General features: G+C 55.4%; 22 protein-coding genes. 9 read left to right on the top strand and 13 right to left on the bottom strand.

Annotation, left to right across the window (positions count from 1 at the left end; all coding sequences use genetic code 11):
• The first annotated feature begins 40 nt into the window (after positions 1-40).
• Positions 41-766, top strand: a complete 726-nt coding sequence (locus AC6I77_RS19280) for an SDR family oxidoreductase (protein WP_039661722.1) — start codon at positions 41-43, stop codon at positions 764-766.
• Between the two features lie 39 nt (positions 767-805).
• On the opposite strand, the gene AC6I77_RS19275 is transcribed toward AC6I77_RS19280, so the two are convergent.
• The 4 genes from AC6I77_RS19275 to AC6I77_RS19260 all read right to left on the bottom strand — a co-directional run bounded on the left by AC6I77_RS19275 (position 806) and on the right by AC6I77_RS19260 (position 4,036).
• Positions 806-1,600: a YoaK family protein gene (locus AC6I77_RS19275; RefSeq protein WP_008924487.1), complete on the bottom strand. Its 795-nt coding sequence runs from the start codon at positions 1,598-1,600 to the stop codon at positions 806-808.
• A gap of 158 nt (positions 1,601-1,758) precedes the next feature.
• Entirely contained in the window at positions 1,759-2,088 is a 330-nt protein-coding gene (locus tag AC6I77_RS19270; protein WP_105099602.1) for a DHCW motif cupin fold protein, read from the bottom strand.
• Between the two features lie 33 nt (positions 2,089-2,121).
• On the bottom strand, positions 2,122-2,814 hold the full coding sequence (locus AC6I77_RS19265) for an aspartate/glutamate racemase family protein (RefSeq protein ID WP_375150408.1): 693 nt from the start codon (positions 2,812-2,814) through the stop codon (positions 2,122-2,124).
• A gap of 67 nt (positions 2,815-2,881) precedes the next feature.
• Entirely contained in the window at positions 2,882-4,036 is a 1,155-nt protein-coding gene (locus tag AC6I77_RS19260) for an MFS transporter (RefSeq protein ID WP_497817234.1), read from the bottom strand.
• Positions 4,037-4,173: 137 nt separating this feature from the next.
• Here AC6I77_RS19260 and AC6I77_RS19255 point away from each other — a divergent pair, with 137 nt between their 5' ends.
• Positions 4,174-4,689, top strand: a complete 516-nt coding sequence (locus tag AC6I77_RS19255) for a MarR family winged helix-turn-helix transcriptional regulator (RefSeq protein ID WP_187513374.1) — start codon at positions 4,174-4,176, stop codon at positions 4,687-4,689.
• Here AC6I77_RS19255 and AC6I77_RS19250 read toward each other — a convergent pair.
• Entirely contained in the window at positions 4,686-5,288 is a 603-nt protein-coding gene (locus tag AC6I77_RS19250; protein ID WP_110411877.1) for a helix-turn-helix domain-containing protein, read from the bottom strand. The genes AC6I77_RS19255 and AC6I77_RS19250 overlap by 4 nt on opposite strands.
• Before the next feature lie 43 nt (positions 5,289-5,331).
• Between AC6I77_RS19250 and AC6I77_RS19245 the strand changes: the two genes are divergently transcribed.
• The 3 genes from AC6I77_RS19245 to AC6I77_RS19235 all read left to right on the top strand — a co-directional run bounded on the left by AC6I77_RS19245 (position 5,332) and on the right by AC6I77_RS19235 (position 6,889).
• Entirely contained in the window at positions 5,332-6,027 is a 696-nt protein-coding gene (locus tag AC6I77_RS19245; RefSeq protein ID WP_105099605.1) for a B3/B4 domain-containing protein, read from the top strand.
• Positions 6,028-6,142: 115 nt separating this feature from the next.
• Positions 6,143-6,463 (top strand): hypothetical protein, encoded by a 321-nt coding sequence (locus AC6I77_RS19240; protein WP_110411875.1) that lies wholly within the window; start codon positions 6,143-6,145, stop codon positions 6,461-6,463.
• A gap of 48 nt (positions 6,464-6,511) precedes the next feature.
• Positions 6,512-6,889, top strand: a complete 378-nt coding sequence (locus tag AC6I77_RS19235) for a RidA family protein (RefSeq protein ID WP_187513375.1) — start codon at positions 6,512-6,514, stop codon at positions 6,887-6,889.
• A gap of 25 nt (positions 6,890-6,914) precedes the next feature.
• Here AC6I77_RS19235 and AC6I77_RS19230 read toward each other — a convergent pair whose 3' ends face one another.
• From AC6I77_RS19230 to AC6I77_RS19220, 3 genes are read right to left on the bottom strand one after another with little or no spacing between them, the layout of a single operon-like run.
• Positions 6,915-7,442, bottom strand: a complete 528-nt coding sequence (locus tag AC6I77_RS19230; protein ID WP_187513376.1) for a DUF4865 family protein — start codon at positions 7,440-7,442, stop codon at positions 6,915-6,917.
• The gene (locus tag AC6I77_RS19225; protein WP_003848242.1) at positions 7,439-7,828 is read right to left on the bottom strand and encodes a tautomerase family protein; all 390 of its coding nucleotides are present in this window, start codon (positions 7,826-7,828) and stop codon (positions 7,439-7,441) included. Before AC6I77_RS19225 ends, AC6I77_RS19230 begins: the two co-directional genes overlap by 4 nt.
• Positions 7,828-8,133, bottom strand: coding sequence for a carboxymuconolactone decarboxylase family protein (locus AC6I77_RS19220; protein ID WP_039661740.1), 306 nt, complete (start codon positions 8,131-8,133; stop codon positions 7,828-7,830). Before AC6I77_RS19220 ends, AC6I77_RS19225 begins: the two co-directional genes overlap by 1 nt.
• Before the next feature lie 96 nt (positions 8,134-8,229).
• Between AC6I77_RS19220 and AC6I77_RS19215 the strand changes: the two genes are divergently transcribed.
• A complete protein-coding gene (locus AC6I77_RS19215; protein ID WP_105099610.1) occupies positions 8,230-9,123 on the top strand; it encodes a LysR substrate-binding domain-containing protein in 894 nt (297 codons plus the stop codon).
• On the opposite strand, the gene AC6I77_RS19210 is transcribed toward AC6I77_RS19215, so the two are convergent.
• The 3 genes from AC6I77_RS19210 to AC6I77_RS19200 all read right to left on the bottom strand — a co-directional run bounded on the left by AC6I77_RS19210 (position 9,077) and on the right by AC6I77_RS19200 (position 12,368).
• Complete coding sequence (locus AC6I77_RS19210) at positions 9,077-9,664, bottom strand: TetR/AcrR family transcriptional regulator (RefSeq protein ID WP_187513378.1); 588 nt, start codon at positions 9,662-9,664, stop codon at positions 9,077-9,079. The genes AC6I77_RS19215 and AC6I77_RS19210 overlap by 47 nt on opposite strands.
• Positions 9,665-10,055: 391 nt before the next feature.
• Positions 10,056-10,610: a GNAT family N-acetyltransferase gene (locus AC6I77_RS19205; RefSeq protein ID WP_497817233.1), complete on the bottom strand. Its 555-nt coding sequence runs from the start codon at positions 10,608-10,610 to the stop codon at positions 10,056-10,058.
• Positions 10,611-10,814: 204 nt separating this feature from the next.
• Positions 10,815-12,368: a methyl-accepting chemotaxis protein gene (locus tag AC6I77_RS19200; protein WP_187513379.1), complete on the bottom strand. Its 1,554-nt coding sequence runs from the start codon at positions 12,366-12,368 to the stop codon at positions 10,815-10,817.
• A gap of 245 nt (positions 12,369-12,613) precedes the next feature.
• Between AC6I77_RS19200 and AC6I77_RS19195 the strand changes: the two genes are divergently transcribed.
• Positions 12,614-13,231: a pyridoxamine 5'-phosphate oxidase family protein gene (locus AC6I77_RS19195; RefSeq protein WP_187513380.1), complete on the top strand. Its 618-nt coding sequence runs from the start codon at positions 12,614-12,616 to the stop codon at positions 13,229-13,231.
• Positions 13,232-13,281: 50 nt separating this feature from the next.
• Here AC6I77_RS19195 and AC6I77_RS19190 read toward each other — a convergent pair whose 3' ends face one another.
• A complete protein-coding gene (locus tag AC6I77_RS19190) occupies positions 13,282-13,674 on the bottom strand; it encodes a VOC family protein (RefSeq protein ID WP_187513381.1) in 393 nt (130 codons plus the stop codon).
• A gap of 291 nt (positions 13,675-13,965) precedes the next feature.
• Between AC6I77_RS19190 and AC6I77_RS19185 the strand changes: the two genes are divergently transcribed.
• Entirely contained in the window at positions 13,966-15,159 is a 1,194-nt protein-coding gene (locus tag AC6I77_RS19185; RefSeq protein ID WP_008924465.1) for an MFS transporter, read from the top strand.
• 103 nt (positions 15,160-15,262) lie between these two features.
• Positions 15,263-19,795 carry an ATP-dependent helicase gene (locus tag AC6I77_RS19180; protein WP_497817232.1) on the top strand — a complete coding sequence of 1,511 codons (4,533 nt, stop codon included), beginning with the start codon at positions 15,263-15,265 and terminating at the stop codon, positions 19,793-19,795.
• Here the strand turns inward: AC6I77_RS19180 and AC6I77_RS19175 are convergent.
• Positions 19,747-20,706, bottom strand: coding sequence for a LysR substrate-binding domain-containing protein (locus tag AC6I77_RS19175; RefSeq protein WP_105099615.1), 960 nt, complete (start codon positions 20,704-20,706; stop codon positions 19,747-19,749). The genes AC6I77_RS19180 and AC6I77_RS19175 overlap by 49 nt on opposite strands.
• Positions 20,707-20,800 lie beyond the last annotated feature (94 nt).

Below are 20,800 nucleotides of genomic sequence, written 5' to 3'. Positions count from 1 at the left end.
ACCGTATGATCGCCAGTGACAACCTTACTGGAGAAATACGATGACTCAGAAAGTGATTTTAATTACCGGCGCTTCAAGCGGTATCGGTGCCGGCATCGCACGAGAACTGGCGAAAACGAATGCGATTCTGTTGCTGGGTGCACGACGTGAAAACCGTCTGGCCGCGCTGGCTGAAGAGCTAAGGTTCAATGGTGCTGAGGTGGCGATCAAAGCGCTTGATGTGACACGCCGTGAAGACGTTACGCAGTTTGTTGATTATGCACTGGAGAAATGGGGCCGCATTGATGTGATGATCAATAACGCCGGTATTATGCCTCTCTCACCGATTGCGGCGCTGAAGGTGGAAGAGTGGGATCAGATGATCGATGTGAACATCAAAGGGGTGCTGTATGGCATCGCGGCGGTGCTGCCGACCATGTTGACCCAACAGCGGGGTCACATCATCAATATTGCTTCAATTGGTGCTCTGGCGGTGTCACCCACTGCGGCGGTCTACTGCGCCACTAAGTTTGCGGTACGGGCGATTTCCGATGGTTTACGGCAGGAGAACAGCCAGCTGCGGGTGACCTGTGTTCATCCCGGCGTGGTCGAGAGTGAGCTGGCATCAACGATTACCGATCCAGAAGCCGCTGAGGCGATGCGACACTATCGCGCTATCGCGTTGCAGCCGGACGCCATTGGTCGCGCCGTGCGCTATGCCATTGAGCAGCCTGAAGAGGTAGATGTGAATGAAATTGTGGTGCGGCCAACCCGAACCCAGCATTAAGCCATTGGCCCGATGCGCTGAGTGCATCGGGCCGTATTATCAGTAAAGGCTTCGACGGGTACGCTGGACAGTAACGGCGATCGCCGTTAAGGCCACCAGCATCAGAAAGATCCCCAGACCCACCATTGCATTAAAGCCATAAGCTTTGAACAGCAGCAGACCGGCGATACAACCGCTCAGGAAGGAGAACACCGTCGTCAGATGGGTATGCAGCACCTTCTGGAAGAATCGACGGTCGTCGGTTTCGAGATGCACCGCGTGTGACGTATGAGCAAAAATCCAGGAACCCAGTGCAATACCGGCATCAGTCAGCGTGCCGGTAATGTGAGTCGATCTGACGCGGCCATTGGAAAGCTGCGTCGAGGTGGCATTATGAATCCCCATTAAAAAGCCCAGCATCACCAGCACTTCCCCGTTAAAACTTGGCCGGTAGAACACGATCTCAAAGAACGATGCCGCTGTCAGTGCTGCCCCTTCCGCCAGAATAATCAAACAGAAAATGGTGCGTAACTTATGTCTGATACCTACCACCACTGCCAGCCGGGCGACGGTACAGCCCAGCACAAAGGCCACAATCAGTGCCATTAAAAATAGCATGGTGTGCAGGTCGCTGGTCGTTACCTCCTGGGAGATCTGCGAGGTGTTGCCAGTCATATGTGACGGGAAAAATCCAAAGGCGCCCAGCGCCATGGCATTAAGGATACCGGCAGTGGTGGCCAGCACCAGCGCCAGTAAGCGGTCTTCGGTATGCGAACGAACTTTCTTCTTTTTTATCAGCACAGGCTTCCCCACATCAGGTGAATGCAAAAAACGTTCTAATACGGTTTCAAGCATACAACCTGATAAAATTATTCCCGTCAGAACCAGATAACTCTGAAGAAATAAGCCATTAATTTTGCTGATTTTTATAAAGCAGATTCAGTTTACTTTTAAAAGTGTCAACGACGCGATGATTCACCAGTTGATGACCACAAAAGAGGCAGATAGCAAACTCAGTCAACGATAAAGAGCTTCGCGCCGGTGGAGGTAAACGAACGATGCGGTTCAGCATCATCTGCTACCTGATAACTGACGCCCGGTGTCAGTACGAAACGGCGTCCATCGGACAGTTCTGTGTGAAGCTCGCCCGCCATACAGAGTAAAATATGGCCCTTGGTGCACCAGTGATCGGCCACATAGCCCGGCGAATAATCGACCATGCGAACCCGGATATCGTTAAACGTCACAGTTCGCCATCTCGCCTCTCCCTGGTCGCCGGGATGAACCGTCTCTTCAACCTGATCCCATTCCGTCAGCCCAAACGGCAAATTATCTATTTTCATGCGATGTCCCTGAGACTGCGTTGAAGATGAGCGTTAAGAGAGAGCCTGGAAAACGGCCTCTTCAGCATGGATGAGCGTGGTATCAAATAGCGGCACGCTGGCATCGGTAGCGTCAACCAGCAAGGTAATTTCGGTGCAGCCCAGAATAATGGCCTCGGCCCCTTGTGCCACCAGCTGCTGCATGATCTCCCTGTAACGACGACGCGAGGCGGGATTGATTTCACCCAGGCAAAGCTCATGGTAAATCACCTCGTGCACAAACAGGCGATCCGCTTCATCAGGCGTGATCACTTCAAGACCGAACTGCTCATGCAGTCGCCCGCGATAGAAATCCTGTTCCATGGTGAATCGCGTTGCCAGTAACCCGACCTTATGCACGCCAGCCTGCTGAATACGCCGTCCGGTGGCGTCAGCAATATGCAGTAGCGGGATGTCTGTGGCGGCGCTGATTTGCGCGGCCACTTTATGCATGGTGTTGGTACAGAGTACGATGAATTGCGCACCCGCCCTTTCCAGATTACGTGCTGCATCAGCCAGTATCTCGCCCGCCTGCTGCCACTCGCCCGCAGCCTGAAGTTGCTCGATATGCTGGAAATCAACACTATAAAGTACCAGCTCCGCCGAGTGCAGACCGCCCAGCCGCTGTTTAACCTGCTGATTGAGTATGCGGTAATAGAGTGCAGTTGACTCCCATGACATACCGCCTAACAAACCAATAACTTTCATGCTGCACTCCTGATTCAACGTTTTACTCTCAGCATGCCAGATTGCCATTGTTCGGCAACGGATTTAATCAGGCTGAGCTGTTCTGCGGCCTGAATCGCCGGGCAATCAGCATTAACACCACCACGCCAGCACTCATGATCACCCAGGCCTGCGTCAGTGATGCACCACTGTCGCGCACCCAGCCGGCCACCAGCGGCATCAGTGCTGCAATCAGGTATCCGCCACCCTGAACGCGTGACAGCAGAATGCCTGCCTCTCTGGCGTTGCGCGCATGATCCAGTGTGACAATCAGTGACAGCGGAAAGAGTGCGCCGATTCCTGTACCCAGCAGCAACACAGAGAGTACCGGCATCGTGTTCGGGTAGAACACCAGACTCAGCAGCCCCGCCAGTAACAATGTCAGCACGCCAAGCAGCAAAGGACGGCGGTCGGAAAAGCGATGTAACGTCGCTGAGACAATAAATCCTGCCACCACTTCGGTTAAGGTCAGCGCGGCGAGCAGATATCCGCTATGACGCGCACTCCAGCCCAGCTGTATATAGAATGGCGGCAGCCAGGCCAGTACCAGTGTGTAGGCCCCGGTGCCAATGCCAAAAAAGAGCATCAGTAGCAGTGTGCGCCGCACAGGCAGTATCGCTTCATCAACCGCTACACTCACCGGCGACGACCGCCTGACCGAGGACAGCCACATCAGCAGCGTCACCAGCGCTAATCCTCCGGAGAGTGCCAGCGTGGGTTGCAGGCCCAGCAGGGTAAAAAGTGGCTCAGCACTCGCCGCAGTCAGTGCCGCACCCGCCATAATGCCTGTGCTGAACAGCGCCATCAGCGTCGCCGCGGCTGCTGTAAAGCGTTGCCGAATCAGGGCAGGCATCAGCGCCTGAATGACACCAATTCCTGCGCCACCCGCCAGCGCAGTGAGCATCAGCTGAGCAGAGGTCAGGTTAACCCCGCGCCACAGACAGGCCGCCGTCAGAAGAAGCAAACCCGAGGCGATGCCCATCACCGGCCCAATAGGGACGATCAGCCACGGCCCGGAAAGTGCCGCCAGACCCATCATCGCCACCGGCAACGTGGTCAGAAGACTGAACGAGGTAGCTGACAGTCCAGCCTGCTGTTGCAACACCGGAAACAGCGGGCCGATAATAGCCAGCATCGGACGCAGGTTTAGCCCGATAAGAAAGACGATCACAGCAAACAGAATGGGGAAGAGATTATTTTTCATCGTTGACACTCTGACAGAGGATTGACGATGACAGCATTGGGCTGCCACCATTTATCTTAACGTTAAGATAAATATCCCGCCTTGTTAAGAGGTGCAGCACAACCCGACAACATAACCCCAGCATTTACAGGTGATTTATGCATGACCATATTGATTTCGTTGTCAGCCAATGGGACAACGCTATGCCCGATCTGGATGCTTCTTCCATGCGCATCTTCGGCAGAGTGTTGCGTCTGATGAAACATCTGGCGAAAGCGCGCAGTCAGGCACTGGAGCCGTTTGGTTTTCAGGAGGGGGAGTTTGATGTACTGGCAACGCTGCGGCGGGCGGGCTCGCCTTATCGCCTGTCGCCCACGCAACTTTATCAGGCGCTGCTGGTAACCTCCGGCGCGATGACAAATCGGCTGAACCGGCTGGAACAGCAGCATCTGATTGAACGTGTGGCTGCACCGGATGATAAGCGCAGCATGCTGGTTGGGCTGACCCCGCACGGGCAGCAGCAGATTGAGGATGCACTTCGTGTCCACACCGCGACGCAGGCGGCGGTGCTGGCGCCGCTGGACGCATCAGAGCGTGCCGAACTGGAGAGGCTGCTGAAAACCCTGCTGCTGGCGTTTCCCGGCGAAGCTATCACTACAGACGAGCGTTATTAGCGCTGTAGTTCGGCCACCGTCATGGTGAAAATAACCGGCTGGTGATCGGCACTGGCATAAGAATGCGGCATATCTGTCCGCGCCACCGCCGCACACCCCTGCTGCACGACCATTGTCTGCTCACCCACGGTTAATGCCAGTTTGCCCTGTTCAACGTGCAGCAGTTCAAGCGTGCCCGACGAGTGACCCGTGGAGCTGAAAACCTCGCCCGCAAACATTTTCCAGCGCCATAGCTCGATCATATCAGGTCCGCGTGTCCCCGCCAGCAGCTGCGCAGTTCCGCCCTGCTCACCCTGCCACAGCACGGGCATTTCGCTGTTCTCAATCAGCCAGGCGTCAGGTGCATGCGAGACATTGACGATATCCGCCACCGAGACACCCAGTGCGGCAGCCACTTTGCAGAGGATGGCAATGCTGGGATTGGCGGCGCCTTTTTCAATTTCAACCAGCATCCCTTTACTGATCCCTGCACGATGGGATAACGCATCCAGTGAGAGTTTCTGGCTTTTACGCCATCTTTTGATGCTCTCTGAGACAGCCTGATTAACACTGGCAACATCAGCGCCCGCATCGGTCGTTATATTGACTTTTTTGGTCATCGGTCATTACTATGGAATAAATTAGTCAATGAGAGAGTATCCGATGTTATCTGTTCATCCGTCAATCGATCCTGCGGTTCTCGCGCTCGCCCCCGGCTTTCGTGCTATGAGCATTGTGGTAGACGCTACGCCGATAACACGACCTGAGGTCGCCAGCGAAGCATTGAAGAGTGCCTGCCAGCAGGTGTTGCAGGATGATGTGGCCTGGGCAGATGCGCATCTGGCAGCCTGGGCCGAGGTTTTCAAAGCCTTTGGTGCTAAAGCGAAACGCACACCCTGTTCTGCTGAAGCATTGCGCAAGCGAGTGCTGCGGGATGGCGCATTGCCTGCTATCGATCCGGTTGTCGATCTCTACAATGCCATCAGCATTCGCTACGCCCTGCCAGTTGGAGGCGAAAATATTGCGGCTTATATTGGTGCGCCACGTCTGGTGATTGCTGACGGCAGTGAACGGTTCGATACCGTCAAAGAGGGCGAGGTGGTTGATGAGTCACCAGAACCCGGCGAAGTGATCTGGCGAGACGATCAGGGCGTAACCTGCCGCCGCTGGAACTGGCGTCAGGGTGTGCGGACCAGACTGGATGCCAGTGCACGCCAGATGTGGTTTATCCTGGAAAGTCTTCCGGCTATGCCGCTCATTGCGCTGCAACAGGCCAGTGACGATCTGATCTCGGGATTAGAGCAGATGATGCCAGGGGCACAGATCAGTGCAACGCTGATCGACGCGCCAGCCATCTGAACATTGCCCCAACACCGGTGATGCAGGGTTAACGTTGGCCAGAATCTGTGGCAGGATACGCGCCCTGCGTCTGGCCATACCCGGCTGACTGAACTGCATACAACCGGTGACTATAATGGCTAAAGTAAAATATATTCTCCCGCTGCTGCTGATCCTGGCTCTGGCTGGCTGGTGGTTGATCCCGCACGACAGTGAGGAGGATAAAGCGTATTACGTCGCGGTATTCTGCGCGATCGATCATCACAGTGCGCAGCCGCTTGATACGCAGATGCGCAACGTGATAGAAGGCGGCAATTCTGACTATGCGTTGCAAAAAATAACTTACAAGTCAGCGCTGGGCGACCGTGTGATTGGCCGCTGGCAGCAACTGACGACGGATGATCAACAGCGAGCCGCCCAGGATAATGCAGCCTGCCAGCAACTGCTGACGCGCTGATTTCCGGCGGGTGTAATTATGTGATGATCGAATCATTGAGGAAAAAAAATGAGTCTGCCAGAACGCAAAAATTACGCAGAACTGGGCGAAGTAAAAGCACCTTATGTGCATGCCGTTAAGCATGGCAACACGCTTTATGTTTCAGGGATCACTGCGGCTGGCACACCCGCTCAGCAGGGCGATATGGCTGAACAGGCAGAAGCTATTTTTGAACAACTTAAGTCTGTTGCCGCTGCTGAGAAGACGTCCCTCGCTGCGCTGCTCAAGGTCACGATCTTCATTACTTCATTCACTGAAATCAGCGCGCTGCGGGAAGTGCTTTATCGCCATTATGGCGAGTATCTGCCTGCCAGCTCGCTGGTTCAGGTCAGCGGCCTTTTCTCCACAGATCTGCGTATCGAGATTGAAGCCATTTTTGCCTTATAAGTCGCAAACCGCGATCTCTCAGCTGCTATAGCTGAAGATCAGCAGCAGCGGAACCCCGCGCCAGGTAACCGATGCGGTAGACCTCCTGTGGGTCTGCGGAACGCTGCTGTGACGCGTCAATGCTTAATCCCTGCCAGCGGGTCACATCCCAGGCACTTAATCCTGCCGTCAGTGGCACTGTAGTCAGGTCCGAATGCCGGGGGATCGTCCAGCGATTCAGCGTCATAAACCGGGCGTCGGCCAGATTCGGAAGATGGTTCTGCCCTTCCAGTGCCAGCCAGCTTTCGATGATCGGCCAGCCAAAATCTCTGACCAGCGTCGCGAAGCCAGGACTTTGCAGGAAACGCTGCATACCACTCGCCTCCCGCCAGAAATAGATGGGTGCATAACGGTTTTCATTCAGTCCGCCATCATCACGGCAGGCCCAGAGATACGCCTTCGCCACCAGCCCCGGAAAGCCATCCAGCCGGGCACCGTTTAGCCTGATGCGCTGTTCAATGATGCCTATATCGTAGTCCGCAGGCAGGGTAAAACGGTAGTGCATGATAATCATAACGCCTCCTGTGCCAGCATCCGGCCACCGCTGAAGCTCCACTCTTCGGTGCTGTTGAACTGAATAATGATCATGACATCATCGGGATCGATCGCCATTTCCACCTGCAGCGCCGCACAAAGGGCATGATAAAACCGTTGCTTCTGATCCCGGGATCGCGGTCGGCCTGCTGTCACCTGAAACAGCACGAAATTGTCGCTGCGCCCGCCACTGAGATAGTGAATATCAAATACCCGCTGACAGGCTGGCAACATCTCAATCACCTGAAAGCAATCATGCTCAGGCACGTCAAACTCCGTCACCAGTGCTTTCTGGAGTAATGTTGAAATCGTATTCAGTGCCGCATCGCTGTAGCCCTGACGCAACGTGATTCGGGTGAATGGCATCAGCAGTTATCCTCCAGATAGCCCAGCGCGGTGACGGCGGCGGGCCAGCCAGCGTAAAACGCCAGATGTGTAAAGCTCTCCACCAGCTCATCCTGTGTCAGCCCGTTCTGACGGGCAAAATCGATATGCCACGGCAGCTGCTGAACGCGCCCCATCGCGGTTAACGTTGCCAGCGTCAGCAGGCTGCGCTCACGTGGTGACAACAGATGACGTTGCCAGATATCACCAAACAGCAGCTGCTGTGTCAGTTCGGCCAGTTTTGGCGCGCGTTGCGCCAGTGTTTCCCGATCCAGTGAATTTTTCATTGCACACTCCTCAGTGGTCAGAGAGAGTGTTATTCATAGTCTCAATCCTGAAAATCAAATTAATCAGCATTTACCATCCGCGTTTACAGGACGATAATGAATAAACTACCAGAGTCACTGGATATGGATGCGCTGCGCAGTTTCGTTGCTGGAATCGATGCTGGCAGCTTCGCGCTGGCAGCACAGCATCTCTGTCGATCAACGTCGGCTGTCAGTGCGCAACTCAAGAAACTGGAGCAGCAATGCGGCACGGCACTGGTGCTGAAAAAAGGGCGGCATCTCCAACTGACACGAAGTGGTGAACAGCTTATGAGTTACGCCAGACGGCTGCTGTCACTGAACGATGAGGCATTGCGGGCGGTGAAGGGCGAGGCGTTACAGGGTGAAATACGTATTGGGATGCAGGAGGATTTTGGCGAGGCGTTGATGCCTGCCATTCTCGGCGCATTTAATCGCCAGCATCCGGAAGTGAGGCTGACCGCTCGCGTCGACAGAAATCAGCCGCTACACACGGCGCTGGCGCGTCATGAGCTGGATTTGGCGCTGCTCTGGCAGGCGGAGCAGCAGACTGGCACACAGTTAATTGGTCAATGTCCGTTAGCCTGGATTCAGCATCCGGCATTTGATCTGGCAGGGTTTCTGTGGCGCGGCGAAGCGCTGCCGCTGGTGGCATTTGATGCGCCCTGTGTGATGCGAACGCGCGCCACCCAGGCACTGGATAAGGCAGGCATTCCTTGGCGGATCGTGTTCACCAGTCACAGTCTTAGCGGGATCTGGGCGGCAGTTCAGGCCGGGCTGGGTATAACCCTGCGCACCCGTGCAGGTATGCCAGAAAAGCTGGTGACGGAGTCAGACCGGTTGCCACAACCCGGCTATCTGGGAATCGCGCTGGCCCGCTCAGATCAGGGCAACGATCCGGCGCGTATGCTGCTGGAGCATCTCATCACGGAAGCTGCCCTGCCCTTTGTTCAGCGCCAGAGGCCTGACTAAATGCCCGCTGAATCAGCGAAGAACAGTAGGCTGATGAAATATCGCGATCACCGAACAGAATGTGGAACATAACGGGAGCCACGGCCACATCAACCATGCGATCAACATCAAAGCCGGGTTCGCCACGTTCACGTGCGCGGATGTTCAAAGTTTCCAGATGCTGATAGGTGAATCCACAGCACTTCTGGCTGGCTTCTTCAGCATGACTGCCGATCACATCGGCTAGCAGTTCACGACCGACTTTAGACGACATCTCTTCAGCGTATTGCTGGAGGAACAAAGTAAGGTCGCTGATCATCGATCCTGTATCTTCCGGTTCGGCGATTGGCCGCATCCGCGCTACTGCGACATCTGCCAGCAACTGGGCCAGATCACCCCAGCGTCGATAAATTGTAGAGGGCGTTACGCCTGCCTGTTCGGCGATCATCGGAACGGTAATAGCCGAACGGTCAACGGTTTCCAGCAATCGATTGACGGTGTTATGCACCTCTGCCTGAATACGTGCGCTGCGCCCACCCTGACGAATCATTTCCCGTGCCATCTTTCTCCCGCTTTTGTCAGTGATAACGTCACAGTTAAAGCAACAAAATTGCGTTAACGGAATTTGACAGTGTACCGCATCTCAGGCTGAACAGGCGTTAAAGTGTGCTATCAGGCGAGGTCTTATCAGGGCTGAATTTTACTCAGGACTGAACTGACCGGCTCTGTAGTGAGATGGGACGATGAATTATCCGATGCTCCTATCCATAAAAGACCGACTGCCATTACCGCTGAAATAAAAATTGTTCGAATATCCATAAATCCTCCCCGGAATAAGGTGAATAAAATAATTCATGCTGCGGAGAGTCAATCGCGGGATTAGCGGTGCTTTAAAGACGCCAGATACGAAAAGATGGCGCAGATTTGACCACGCCCGGTGATATAAAGAAGAATCAGACAGGTTTGGCGACAGTGTTGCCCGCCGCAATCCAGTCGGATCGGCTGAGGGTATACATCAGGCTGGCTGGCAAGCCCTCTGCATCCTCGACTCTTTTCAAAAAGGTTAAGCCCGCTTTCTCCAACACCCGCTGTGAAGCCAGGTGGTTTTCGCGCGTTACACCGGTGATAATGCTGAGTCCGGCTTCCTCGAAGCCATAACGAATAGCTCTGCGGGAAAGCTCTGTGGCATACCCTTTTCCCCAGGCCGCGGGCTCAAACCGGTATCCGAGATTATTGGTCTGACGGCCATCGAACTGGCTTCGGAATACCCCACCAAAACCAATGATTTTTTCCGGATGCGTTTTTTTGAATATCGTCCAGTCGCCAAAACCCTGGTCCCGATAACTCTCCTGTATACGCTCCATAGTCTGCACAGCATATTCCCTGTCAGGCCAGGGACCTCGTGGATTAAACCTATGCGTTTCAGGGTCACCATAGATTCTGAAGAGGTCGTCAAGATCCTCACGTAGGGTAAATCTGTAAAGTAATCGCTCTGATTCCCAGCCCATCCTGCGCTCCTTTTAGGTACTGATCAGATACCCTTTTATAGCATCAGCCCTTTCTGAGACCAACTTTTACGACGCTTCTGTGCCCGATAAACACGCTGAGTTGTGGCCCGACTGAGGCGAGCACGCTGGATCGAGGCCGTTAATCTGCGATAAAAAAAAGGACGCGCCTGTTGCTCGCGTCCGTTTATTTGTTACGCCTGACAATTAAGCTGCACTGTGAACACGAAACGAATCGACCATGCCACGCAGCGCATGGGCCTGTTCAGAGAGCGATTGAGACGCTGACGAAGACTCTTCCACCAGCGCGGCGTTATTTTGCGTCACGCCATCCATCTGACTCACGGCGATGCTGACCTGAGAAATGCCCTGCATTTGCTCAGATGAGGAGAGGGAAATATTATCCATCGCTTCAGCCAGTTCACTTACCATGCCGACAATCTTCAGAATGCTCTGGCCGGTTCCGGCTGCCACCGAGACGCCCTGCTCTACCTGACCAACAGTCTGCTCAATCAGTGATTTGATATCCCGTGCTGCGGTCGCGCTTCGCTGCGCAAGGGAACGGACTTCACCCGCCACAACCGCAAATCCACGTCCATCTTCTCCCGCCCTTGCGGCTTCAACGGCCGCGTTCAGTGCCAGGATATTAGTCTGGAAAGCGATACCTTCGATTACGCTGGTGATATCGCGAATTTTTGCAGCACTGAGTGAGATACCATTCATGGTCTCGGACATCTGATGAACATCATTTTCACCGCTGCGTGCCAGTGATGCGGTTTCACGGGCCGAGCCTGCTGTCTGCTGTGCACCCAGCGTATTACTCTTCACCGTGGCGGTAAGCTGCTCCATGCTGGCAGCCGTTTCCTGCAATGCCGCCGCCTGCTCTTCAGTGCGCGAAGACAACTCGCTATTGCCACGGGAAATCTCATCCGCCGCCAGCGCAACAGAGCCTGCAGATTCTTTGATGCGGGAGACCAGTTCACGCAGATTGGTCTGCATACTATCCAGTGAAGCCAGCAGGCTTTGGGTATCACCGCGACGCAATGCCACCGTCGTCGTAAGATCGCCAGAGGCGATAGCGGCAGCAAGCACCTGAGCCTGAGCGGGTTCACCGCCCAGTTGACGCATGAGCGTGCGGACAGTGAACAGACAGGTCGCCAGAGCCAGCAGGATGGAAATGCCCGCCAGAACCATCAGCGTGAAGCCGGTACGCGCCGAGGAGTCGCTGCTCATTACCACCGCTTTCTGCCCCTCCTCACTCTGGATCGTTGAAAGGGTATTAAGTGCATCAAGCAGAGTACGCTGTGCGGGGCGTGTCACCGTCAGAAGATAGGCAGTAGCTTCCTGCGACTTATTCTCCAGCCCCAACCGGCCAGCCTGCTCAAGTGAGTCGAGTGTCGCTTTTTCGGCAGAGAGACTTTTATCGAAAGCCTGGCGCGCAGCGGGAGTCGCATCATCCATCATGCGGGCCAGCTTCTCACGGTTAGTGATATAAATTGCCTTTTGGGCCAGTAACCGTTTCCATTCCGGCTCCATTGCTTTGGTATCGTTCAGTAGCGCCATGTTGCGCACCGCAATGCCCATGTCACGCAAGCTGCCGCGCATGTCGAGTACCATCTGATAGCGTTTCATCTTTACATTGACCACATCATTCATGCCATTACGGGCACTGCTGAGGGCATGTAACGCAATTCCGCTGCAAAGAATAAACAGCAAAATGAGCAGGCCAAAGCCGGTATACAGTCGAGTTGAAATTTTCACTGGCGAGTCTCATGAACGGTTGTAATAAGGTTGTAATGTATTCCTGGTATCGGCAGAGAAGGGAAAACATGTAGACACGACCGGTATTAAATTATTTCGTCGCTGACACTACGGCACGTATCGGTTTATTATTCCTCGGCGATAACCGGACTCTGTGACGCGTTTCAGACGTTAGCTTCATGCTTAAGATCTGTGTCGTATCGTCGTGAGTATTCTGGAAATTTATCAATGAAAGGACGATGAAAATGGCTGAGCAGCACAACATCATCACTGAACTGACTGAACTTGAGCATCTTTATGGGTCGGTTGCCAGGCCCTCAATTGCTAAGGTGACCGATCATATTCACCCCGCCTATCGGCCTTTTATTGCTGCCTCGCCTTTTGTCGCGCTGGCAACGTCCGGGCAGGAGGGTCTGGATGTTTCTCCACGCGGCGATCCGGCAGGATTTATTGAAATCGACGATGAAAAAAACCTGCTGTTACCCGACAGGCGCGGCAACAACCGCATCGACAGCTTGCGTAATATTCTGCATGACAATCGGGTCGCGTTGCTTTTTCTGATTCCTGGTATTGGTGAGACATTACGTGTTAACGGCACGGCGGTGATCAGCACCGATCCGGCGCTACTTGAGCGCTTCGCCGTCAACAACCAGCGCCCTAAAACGGTGTTACGCATTAGCGTGCAGAGTGTTTTCTTTCAGTGCAGCCGGGCGATTATCCGCTCCGGATTGTGGGATGCCGAAACGCAAATATCCCGCCAGTCACTGCCCAGCACCGGCTCAATTCTTAAACAGATTGCAGAAATTGATGGCGATGCCTACGACAAAGCACTGCCTGAACGCCTGAAGAACACACTTTATTGAATGCTGTTCAGGATCAGTAGATCCTGTCAGTAAGCCAGGCAGCGATGGCGTCATGCCAGGTCCTCAAGGATCTGCTTTGCATCAACGTAGTCGTATGAGGTGATTTCAATTTTATTATCACTGGGATCGCGAAAATAGACGGACATCGACACAGCGTGGTCACTGACGGTGAATGGGATCTTATTGTCTCTGAGAACAGGGATGAGTTCGCTAAATGAGGATGCTGCCACGCCAAAGGCCACGGTGTGACCGGGTAGCTGAGTGCTTCTGAGAAAAAGAGAGAGTGATGCCCGGTTATTCCTTATAACCAGCGGTCCACCCTGTTCGAACCAGAAATAAAGTGCATTGTCGCGGGAAAAGCCAAGGACTTTGTTATACCACGTCTCTGCCTGCTCAATATTTTCAACGTAAAGATGAATATGGTCGATCTCAGCTATTTTCATTACTTTGACTCCCTGATTATTATTCACAGAGAGACTCACCGAAATGTTGTTGTAAAACAACCCGCAAAACAAATAAAAGACTCATCGATGAGCGTCATGAGAGTAGTTTATTCGACGCTATTTTGCTGCTGACAAAAAACAATGTGTGCTCTCAACACGTCCTGATCCTCAAAAGCACACAGGCACACCCTGGTAACGATCGCAGGAATCGTTAAAGCAAAGATATTGCATTAAGACGCGGGTAGTCGTATACCTTAGCAAAAGCTAATATTTTGCATTAAGGTTATTTTTATGAATCCTGCATTGACACCTCAGGCCGCAACCCGGACCACGCTTTTTAGTTTTACCGGTGCGGCATTGATTTCAGCCACCAGCAGTGCGCCCACGCCACTTTACCCGCTTTATCGCAGCCTGTTTGACCTCACGCCGACCATGCTGACGCTGATATTTGGCGCTTATGCTTTCGCGTTGCTGGCAGCGCTACTGACGGTGGGTAAAGTGTCAGACTTTACCGGCCGCCGTCCGCTAATGCTGATGGCGCTGGGGATCAATGCGGTTGCGCTAGTGATCTTCATGACTGCCAGCTCTGCCACAACCTTAATTGCTGCCCGGCTGGTGCAGGGCTTTGCTACCGGTATCGCCTTGCCGACCTTTGGAGCCAGCCTGATTGACGCCAGTAAAACCCGCGGTCCACTTCTGAACTCAATTACCGCCTTTCTGGGAATGACGCTGGGCACGCTGGCAGGGGGAATCCTGGTCACTTTTGCGCCCTATCCTACCGTGACGCTCTATGCGCTGCTGCTATTACTGATGCTGGCCGCAATTGCACTGTTACCGCTGATACCTGAAACGATTGCACCCCAGCCTGGCGTCCTGGCCGCACTGCGCCCTCAGGTCTGCATTCCGCGACGCGCGCTGGGACCTTTGCTAAAAGTGACGCCAGTTAACATTGCGACCTGGATGCTGGGCGGATTTTATCTGTCACTGATGCCCACGATGGTCGCGAACGCAACAGGCCTGACATCGCCGTTTATTGGTGGCTCGATTGTGGCGACATTGATGCTGAGCGCGACGGCTGCGGTGTTCATTTTTCGTCTTTTACCCGCCGCACGAGCTTTAGTCATTGGTACAGTGATGCTGATGGCGGGTGTCAGCGTAACTCTGACGGGCCTTTCTCTGCATAGCGTGGTCTGGCTTTATGCGGGCACCGCCATTGCGGGTCAGGGTTTTGGATCGATTTTCGCCAGTGTGCTGAAGATCATTATGCCGTTAGCCGAAAGCCATGAGCGTGCCGGGCTGTTCGCCGCCTTTTTAATAAAAAGCTATCTTGCCTTTGCCCTGCCTGCTATTGCCGCAGGCATTGCTGCACCCCATATCGGCTTGAATCAGACCGCATGGTGCTATGGCATGACGATTATTGTGCTGGCGCTGGTGTCGCTGCTGGCTGTCAGAGGTCGCGATCCGGCCGGCGCGGCCAGTTCCTGACGCCCGCGGCGGTAAGATGTCTGCCTTGTCGTCCTGAAACCGTGATTTTCACTTACACTCAACGGATAAATTTCAGGCGCAGTGGTTGCGTAATACCGTGAGTATGATGTCGAAATCCCAATCAGATACCGTTTTAGCCAGGTTTTCTCCCGCCACCCGACGCTGGTTTTCAGGAGCGTTTGCTGCGCCGACACCGGTACAGCAGGCGGCCTGGCAGGCGATTGTCCGTGGTGAACATGCACTGGTCATCGCGCCTACCGGCTCAGGAAAAACACTGGCGGCTTTCCTCACCGCCATCGACACGCTGTTTCAGGTCAGAACCAGCCAGCCAGCACCCACGCGTGAAACCACTACCCGCATACTCTATATCTCTCCGGTTAAAGCGCTGGCCGCCGACGTGCAGCGCAATCTGAATCTGCCGCTGGCAGGCGTTTACGCCGAGCGGCAGGCACTGAATGAGCCCGAAATCACACTGAATATTGGCATGCGGTCGGGCGATACGCCCAACGCTGAGCGCGCCAGATTATTGCGTCGCCCGCCTGATATCCTGATCACCACACCTGAATCACTGTTTCTGATGCTGACGTCAAAAGCGCGCACGACACTGAAGGGCGTGACCACGGTGATAGTCGATGAGGTGCATGCAGTCGCGGGATCAAAGCGCGGTTCTCAGCTGGCACTGAGCCTGGAACGGCTGGATGCGCTGTTGCCGAAGCCCGCCCAGCGCATTGGCCTGTCCGCCACTGTGCGGCCGGTAGAACGGATCGCGGCCTTCCTGGGCGGCTGTCAGCCGGTGCAGGTGGTAAATCCAGCTGCCAATCGCACGCTGCATCTGACGATTGAGGTGCCGGTTGAGGATATGACTGATATTGCCAGCGCTGATAACCTGACAGATGACGTCACCTCTGCCAGCGGATCGATCTGGCCGCACATTGAAGCGCGCATTCTGCAGCAGGTCATGGCCCATCGCGCTACGCTGGTGTTCGTGAATTCGCGAGGGCTGGCAGAGAAACTGACTGCACGGCTCAATGCGCGCTATCTGGCGCAGCAGGCAACTGCTGAGGTTCAGGATGCAGAGCGCACAGTTGACGACGATCTAATTGCCCGCTCGCACCATGGTTCTGTCTCCAAAGAACAGCGAGGCGAGATTGAAGCCGCGCTGAAACAGGGCAGACTGCGCTGCGTGGTGGCGACGTCTAGCCTGGAACTTGGCATTGATATGGGGCCGGTGGATCTGGTAGTCCAGGTGGGCTCACCTTTGTCAGTGGCCAGTGCACTGCAGCGTGTGGGTCGCGCCGGACATCAGGTGGGCGGCGTATCAACCGGCATTCTGTTTCCGCGCACCCGACGCGATCTGCTGGATTCCGCCGTCATAATAGAGTCGATGCGGGCGGGTCAGCTTGATGCGCTGGCGCCGCCGCGTAACCCGCTCGATATCCTGGCGCAGCAGACGCTGGCCGCCGTCGCTATGGATCCCCTGCAGGCCGACGAATGGTATGCGCAGGTCTGCCGTGCTGATCCGTTCCGCACGCTGTCACGACGTCTCTTTGATGCCACTCTCGATATGCTGGCGGGGAAATTTCCTTCAGATGCCTTTGCTCAGCTGCGCCCGCAACTGGTATGGGATCGCCTGAGTGGAATGCTCACGGCACGACCTGGCGCGCAGCATCTGGCCGTAACCAGCGGCGGCACCATTCCCGATCGCGGTATGTTCAGCGTCATTCTGCCAGAAGGTGAAGAACAGGCGGGATCCCGCCGGGTTGGCGAACTGGATGAAGAGATGGTTTATGAGTCGCGGGTCAACGACATCATTACCCTGGGCGCGACGTCATGGCGAATCCAGAAGATTACCCATGATCAGGTGCAGGTAGTGCCCGCACCTGGTCGTCCCGCTCGTCTGCCCTTCTGGAGAGGAGAAGGCGTGGGTCGCTCGGCGGATTCGGGGGCAAGTCTGGGAATGTTTTTGCGTCAGCTAAACGCGGCATCACCGGACGATGCACAGCAACAGCTTCACGCGCTGGGACTCGATGCCCGTGCAGTAACGAATCTGCTGACTTTACTGGCTGAACAGCGCGCGGCTACCGGTGTCTTACCGGATGATCGCACGTTGCTGATAGAACGCTGCCGTGATGAAATCGGCGACTGGCGGGTCATCCTGCATTCGCCGTGGGGAAAACGGGTTAATGCGCCCTGGGCGCTGGCGATTGCTGCTCGTATCCAGCAACGTATGGGTATCGATGCCTCTGTTGCGGCCAGCGATGACGGCATTGTAGCCCGCTTTCCTGCCAGTGAGGGGCATTTACCCGCCGCTGACCTGTTCCGGTTCGATGCCGACTCGCTTACTCAGGAGGTCACTCAGAGTGTCGGCCAGTCGGCGCTGTTTGCCGCCCGCTTCCGGGAATGTGCCTCACGCGCGCTGTTGCTGCCGAGGCGTAATCCGGGCAAGCGTTCGCCGCTCTGGCAGCAGCGGTTGCGTGCAGGTCAGTTGCTGGAAGTCGCCCGTCAGTTTGACGACTTCCCGATCCTGATCGAAACCGCCCGCGAATGCCTGCAGGATGTCTACGATCTGCCTGCATTGCACCAGCTCATGGAAAAGCTGGCTCTGGACCAGATAAAAATGGTAGAGGTGACGACCGAACACCCCTCCCCTTTCGCTGCGCCACTGCTTTTCGGCTATGTCGCCGAGTTTATCTATGCCAGCGATGCACCTCAGGCAGAACGGCGCGCGTCATTGCTGGCGCTGGACAGTAATCTACTGGGTGAACTGCTTGGCCAGACCAGCAAGCGTGATTTACTGGCACCAGACGTTGTTGAACAGGTTGAAAAGGAATTGCAGCGTTTTGACACCCGCTATCACGCACAGCATGCCGAAAGCCTCATCGACCTGCTCCGCGACCTCGGTCCTCTCTCCCTTGCTGATATCGCGGCACGTTTTAGCGGCAACGATACGCAGATCAAAGAAGCACTGGCGCAGTTTTCTGCGGCCCGGCGAATCATTCCGGTTATCCTCGCGGGTGAACTGCGCTGGGCGGTGATTGAAGATGCGGCTCGCCTGCGTGATGCGCTTTCCGTGGTATTGCCTGATGACCTGCCCGCGACATTTCTGGTGCCACAAGCTGCTCCACTACACGATCTGATTAACCGCTACGCACGGACCCATACGCTCTTTAACGCTCAACAGCTGGCTACACATTTTGGACTGGGAGTGGCCGTAGTGAATGAGGTGCTGTTTACCCTGCTTCAGCAGGGCAGCCTGCTGAATATGGGCACAGTAGCGGACAAATCGGAAACAGAGTGGGTCTCCTCAGACATCTTCAAACGGCTGCGCTTACGTTCACTGCAGTCAGCACGCGAAGCAACCCGACCTGTTTCACCCACCGCCTGGGGCAGTCTGCTGCTGGAGCGTCACGGCTTGCTTAGCGCGCAGCGTGAAGAGCTATCGGGCACCAACGGGCTATTACGGGTGATCGAGCAACTGGCGGGTGTGCCGTTGCCTGCCTCGTTGTGGGAGTCACAAATTTTGCGCGCCCGGATAGTCGACTATCAGCCTGCGATGCTCGACGAACTGTTAGCCAATGGCGAAGTAATCTGGTGCGGACATAAAGCGCTGGGCCAGAGTGATGGTCTGATCTCGTTTCACCTGACTGAATTTGCTGATGAAACGCTGCCGGTCATTGACACAACCCAGCCCCTTACATCGATACAACAAGCAACTATCGACGCATTAAGCCGCGGTGGCTCGTGGTTTGTTCATGAGATCATGGCGCAGATGGAAAATGAGGAGACCCATCCCACTGAAATCAATGATGCCCTGTGGCAGCTGGTGTGGCAGGGCTACGTCAGTTCCGACAGCTGGATTGCGGTACGTGGATTACTGACCACACCAGTCATGACCCGTTCGCGCCCAACGCGTTCTCTGCGCACCCGATTTGGACAGCGCTTATCTCCAGGCGCGCTTCCCGCCCGCCGGCCTGCGGTTAATATGCTGGCGGGTCGCTGGTCGCGGATTCGCAGACAGGAAATTACGCCTGCCCGGCTTGGCCTGTCACTGGCAGAAAACCTGCTCGACCGTTACGGGGTGATCACCCGTGGCTGCGCGGTATCGGAACAGATCCCCGGGGGATTTCCGGCTTTGCAGCCGGTTTTACGTGGCATGGAAGATGCCGGTCGGCTGCTGCGCGGTCAGTTTGTCGCCGGGGCAGGCGGTGCGCAGTTTGCCGACCAACCGACCATTGAGCGGCTTCGGGTGCTGGCCGATAACCCGGAAACGCTGACAGAGGCTGTAGCACTCAGCGCACTCGACCCGGCTAATCCGTTTGGGGCAATGCTGAGCTGGCCGGTCCATGCCAGCGGTATTCGCCCGACCCGTCGTCAGGGTGGCCGGGTTGTGATCGCAGGCGGTGCGCTGATACTTTATCTGACCCCAGCAGGTAAAGAGTTACTGACGTTCAGTGAAGAGCCCGCGCGGCTTCAGACGGCGGTGGCGGTGCTGGGCATGGCGCTGAAACGGGATAAGTCGGCGAGTTTTACCCTGGAAACGGTAGATGGGGAACCGGTGATGCAGTCATCGCTGCTTAACGCACTGCGTCACGCCGGATTTTCACGCGTGCCGCAAGGCTTCAGCTGGTATAGCTGAGTTTTTTCGCGCTCGTTTGTTTCGCGTACAAAGTCGATGAAAGCCTTAAGCGGCGCCGGAATCAGACGCCGATCGCTGTAGTAGAGCCACGGGCCGGAAAAGGTCAGCCACCAGGACTGCAGCAGCGGTTCCAGTTTGCCGCTGTCCAGGGCTGGACGGAGCCACTCATCAAACAGATAAATTATGCCGCTTCCGGCAATGGCCGCGTCTACCGCCAGATCCATAGCACCCCCGACGGTGACCACCAGCGGCCCGCTGGTTTCAACACTGATTTCCTCACCCTCGCGGCTGAAGGTCCACTCCGCCATGATGCCGCTGGCGTAGCGACCCCGCAGACAGCGATGATGGATAAGATCGCGTGGATGTTCCGGGCGGCCATATTCAGCAAGATAGGCCGGTGAGGCTGCCAGCGCGAAACGCTGCAGACGCGGGCCTATGGGTATCACCACCGTATCCTGCTCCAGCCGCTCATCGTAGCGAATCCCGGCGTCACAGCCGTCACGAAAAACATCCTGTACATTGCTTTCCGCAACGATTTCCAGCCGGATATCAGGATAACGCTGCAGAAATTCCGGTACCAGCGCGGGCAGTATCAGCCGGGTGGCACTAACCGGGACATTCAGACGCAGCGTCCCACCAGGCGTATTACGGTAGCGATTGACCGCATCCAGTGCAGCATTAACTTCGTTCATCGCAGGCAGCAGACGTTCCATCAGCGCCCTGCCCGCTTCGGTTAACACGACGGTGCGGGTGGTGCGGTGAAACAGTCGGATACCCAGTTGCTGTTCTGCCCGGCGCACCGCATCGCTGAGCCGTGAGGCATTGCTTCCGGTCACGCGCGCCGCTTCCCGAAATCCTCCTGCTTTTGCTACCGCGACTACAGCATCAAGCAGCGCCATATCGATCGCCATTGTGCACCACCCCGTACAGTCCGTCCTGATTTCACCCGATAGTTGCACAGCTAAATCACCGTTACAATTGATCTACATTCACGCAGGAGGTTTT

The organism is Pantoea sp. X-Soil-ISGK-259 (genome assembly GCF_059730705.1).
Note: the sequence above shows the minus strand (reverse complement) of the source record. Positions and strands in the feature narration are given on the sequence as shown.

Coding starts and splice junctions, on each gene's coding strand:
- AC6I77_RS19240 (WP_110411875.1), top strand. CDS start 6,143: ATGGCTAAAGTAAAATATATTCTCCCGCTGCTGCTGATCCTGGCTCTG.
- AC6I77_RS19180 (WP_497817232.1), top strand. CDS start 15,263: ATGATGTCGAAATCCCAATCAGATACCGTTTTAGCCAGGTTTTCTCCC.
- AC6I77_RS19235 (WP_187513375.1), top strand. CDS start 6,512: ATGAGTCTGCCAGAACGCAAAAATTACGCAGAACTGGGCGAAGTAAAA.
- AC6I77_RS19195 (WP_187513380.1), top strand. CDS start 12,614: ATGGCTGAGCAGCACAACATCATCACTGAACTGACTGAACTTGAGCAT.
- AC6I77_RS19270 (WP_105099602.1), bottom strand. CDS start 2,088: ATGAAAATAGATAATTTGCCGTTTGGGCTGACGGAATGGGATCAGGTT.
- AC6I77_RS19175 (WP_105099615.1), bottom strand. CDS start 20,706: ATGGCGATCGATATGGCGCTGCTTGATGCTGTAGTCGCGGTAGCAAAA.
- AC6I77_RS19265 (WP_375150408.1), bottom strand. CDS start 2,814: ATGAAAGTTATTGGTTTGTTAGGCGGTATGTCATGGGAGTCAACTGCA.
- AC6I77_RS19245 (WP_105099605.1), top strand. CDS start 5,332: ATGTTATCTGTTCATCCGTCAATCGATCCTGCGGTTCTCGCGCTCGCC.
- AC6I77_RS19230 (WP_187513376.1), bottom strand. CDS start 7,442: ATGATTATCATGCACTACCGTTTTACCCTGCCTGCGGACTACGATATA.
- AC6I77_RS19220 (WP_039661740.1), bottom strand. CDS start 8,133: ATGAAAAATTCACTGGATCGGGAAACACTGGCGCAACGCGCGCCAAAA.
- AC6I77_RS19250 (WP_110411877.1), bottom strand. CDS start 5,288: ATGACCAAAAAAGTCAATATAACGACCGATGCGGGCGCTGATGTTGCC.
- AC6I77_RS19190 (WP_187513381.1), bottom strand. CDS start 13,674: ATGAAAATAGCTGAGATCGACCATATTCATCTTTACGTTGAAAATATT.
- AC6I77_RS19280 (WP_039661722.1), top strand. CDS start 41: ATGACTCAGAAAGTGATTTTAATTACCGGCGCTTCAAGCGGTATCGGT.
- AC6I77_RS19225 (WP_003848242.1), bottom strand. CDS start 7,828: ATGCCATTCACCCGAATCACGTTGCGTCAGGGCTACAGCGATGCGGCA.
- AC6I77_RS19260 (WP_497817234.1), bottom strand. CDS start 4,036: ATGAAAAATAATCTCTTCCCCATTCTGTTTGCTGTGATCGTCTTTCTT.
- AC6I77_RS19215 (WP_105099610.1), top strand. CDS start 8,230: ATGAATAAACTACCAGAGTCACTGGATATGGATGCGCTGCGCAGTTTC.
- AC6I77_RS19275 (WP_008924487.1), bottom strand. CDS start 1,600: ATGCTTGAAACCGTATTAGAACGTTTTTTGCATTCACCTGATGTGGGG.
- AC6I77_RS19210 (WP_187513378.1), bottom strand. CDS start 9,664: ATGGCACGGGAAATGATTCGTCAGGGTGGGCGCAGCGCACGTATTCAG.
- AC6I77_RS19255 (WP_187513374.1), top strand. CDS start 4,174: ATGCATGACCATATTGATTTCGTTGTCAGCCAATGGGACAACGCTATG.
- AC6I77_RS19205 (WP_497817233.1), bottom strand. CDS start 10,610: ATGGGCTGGGAATCAGAGCGATTACTTTACAGATTTACCCTACGTGAG.
- AC6I77_RS19185 (WP_008924465.1), top strand. CDS start 13,966: ATGAATCCTGCATTGACACCTCAGGCCGCAACCCGGACCACGCTTTTT.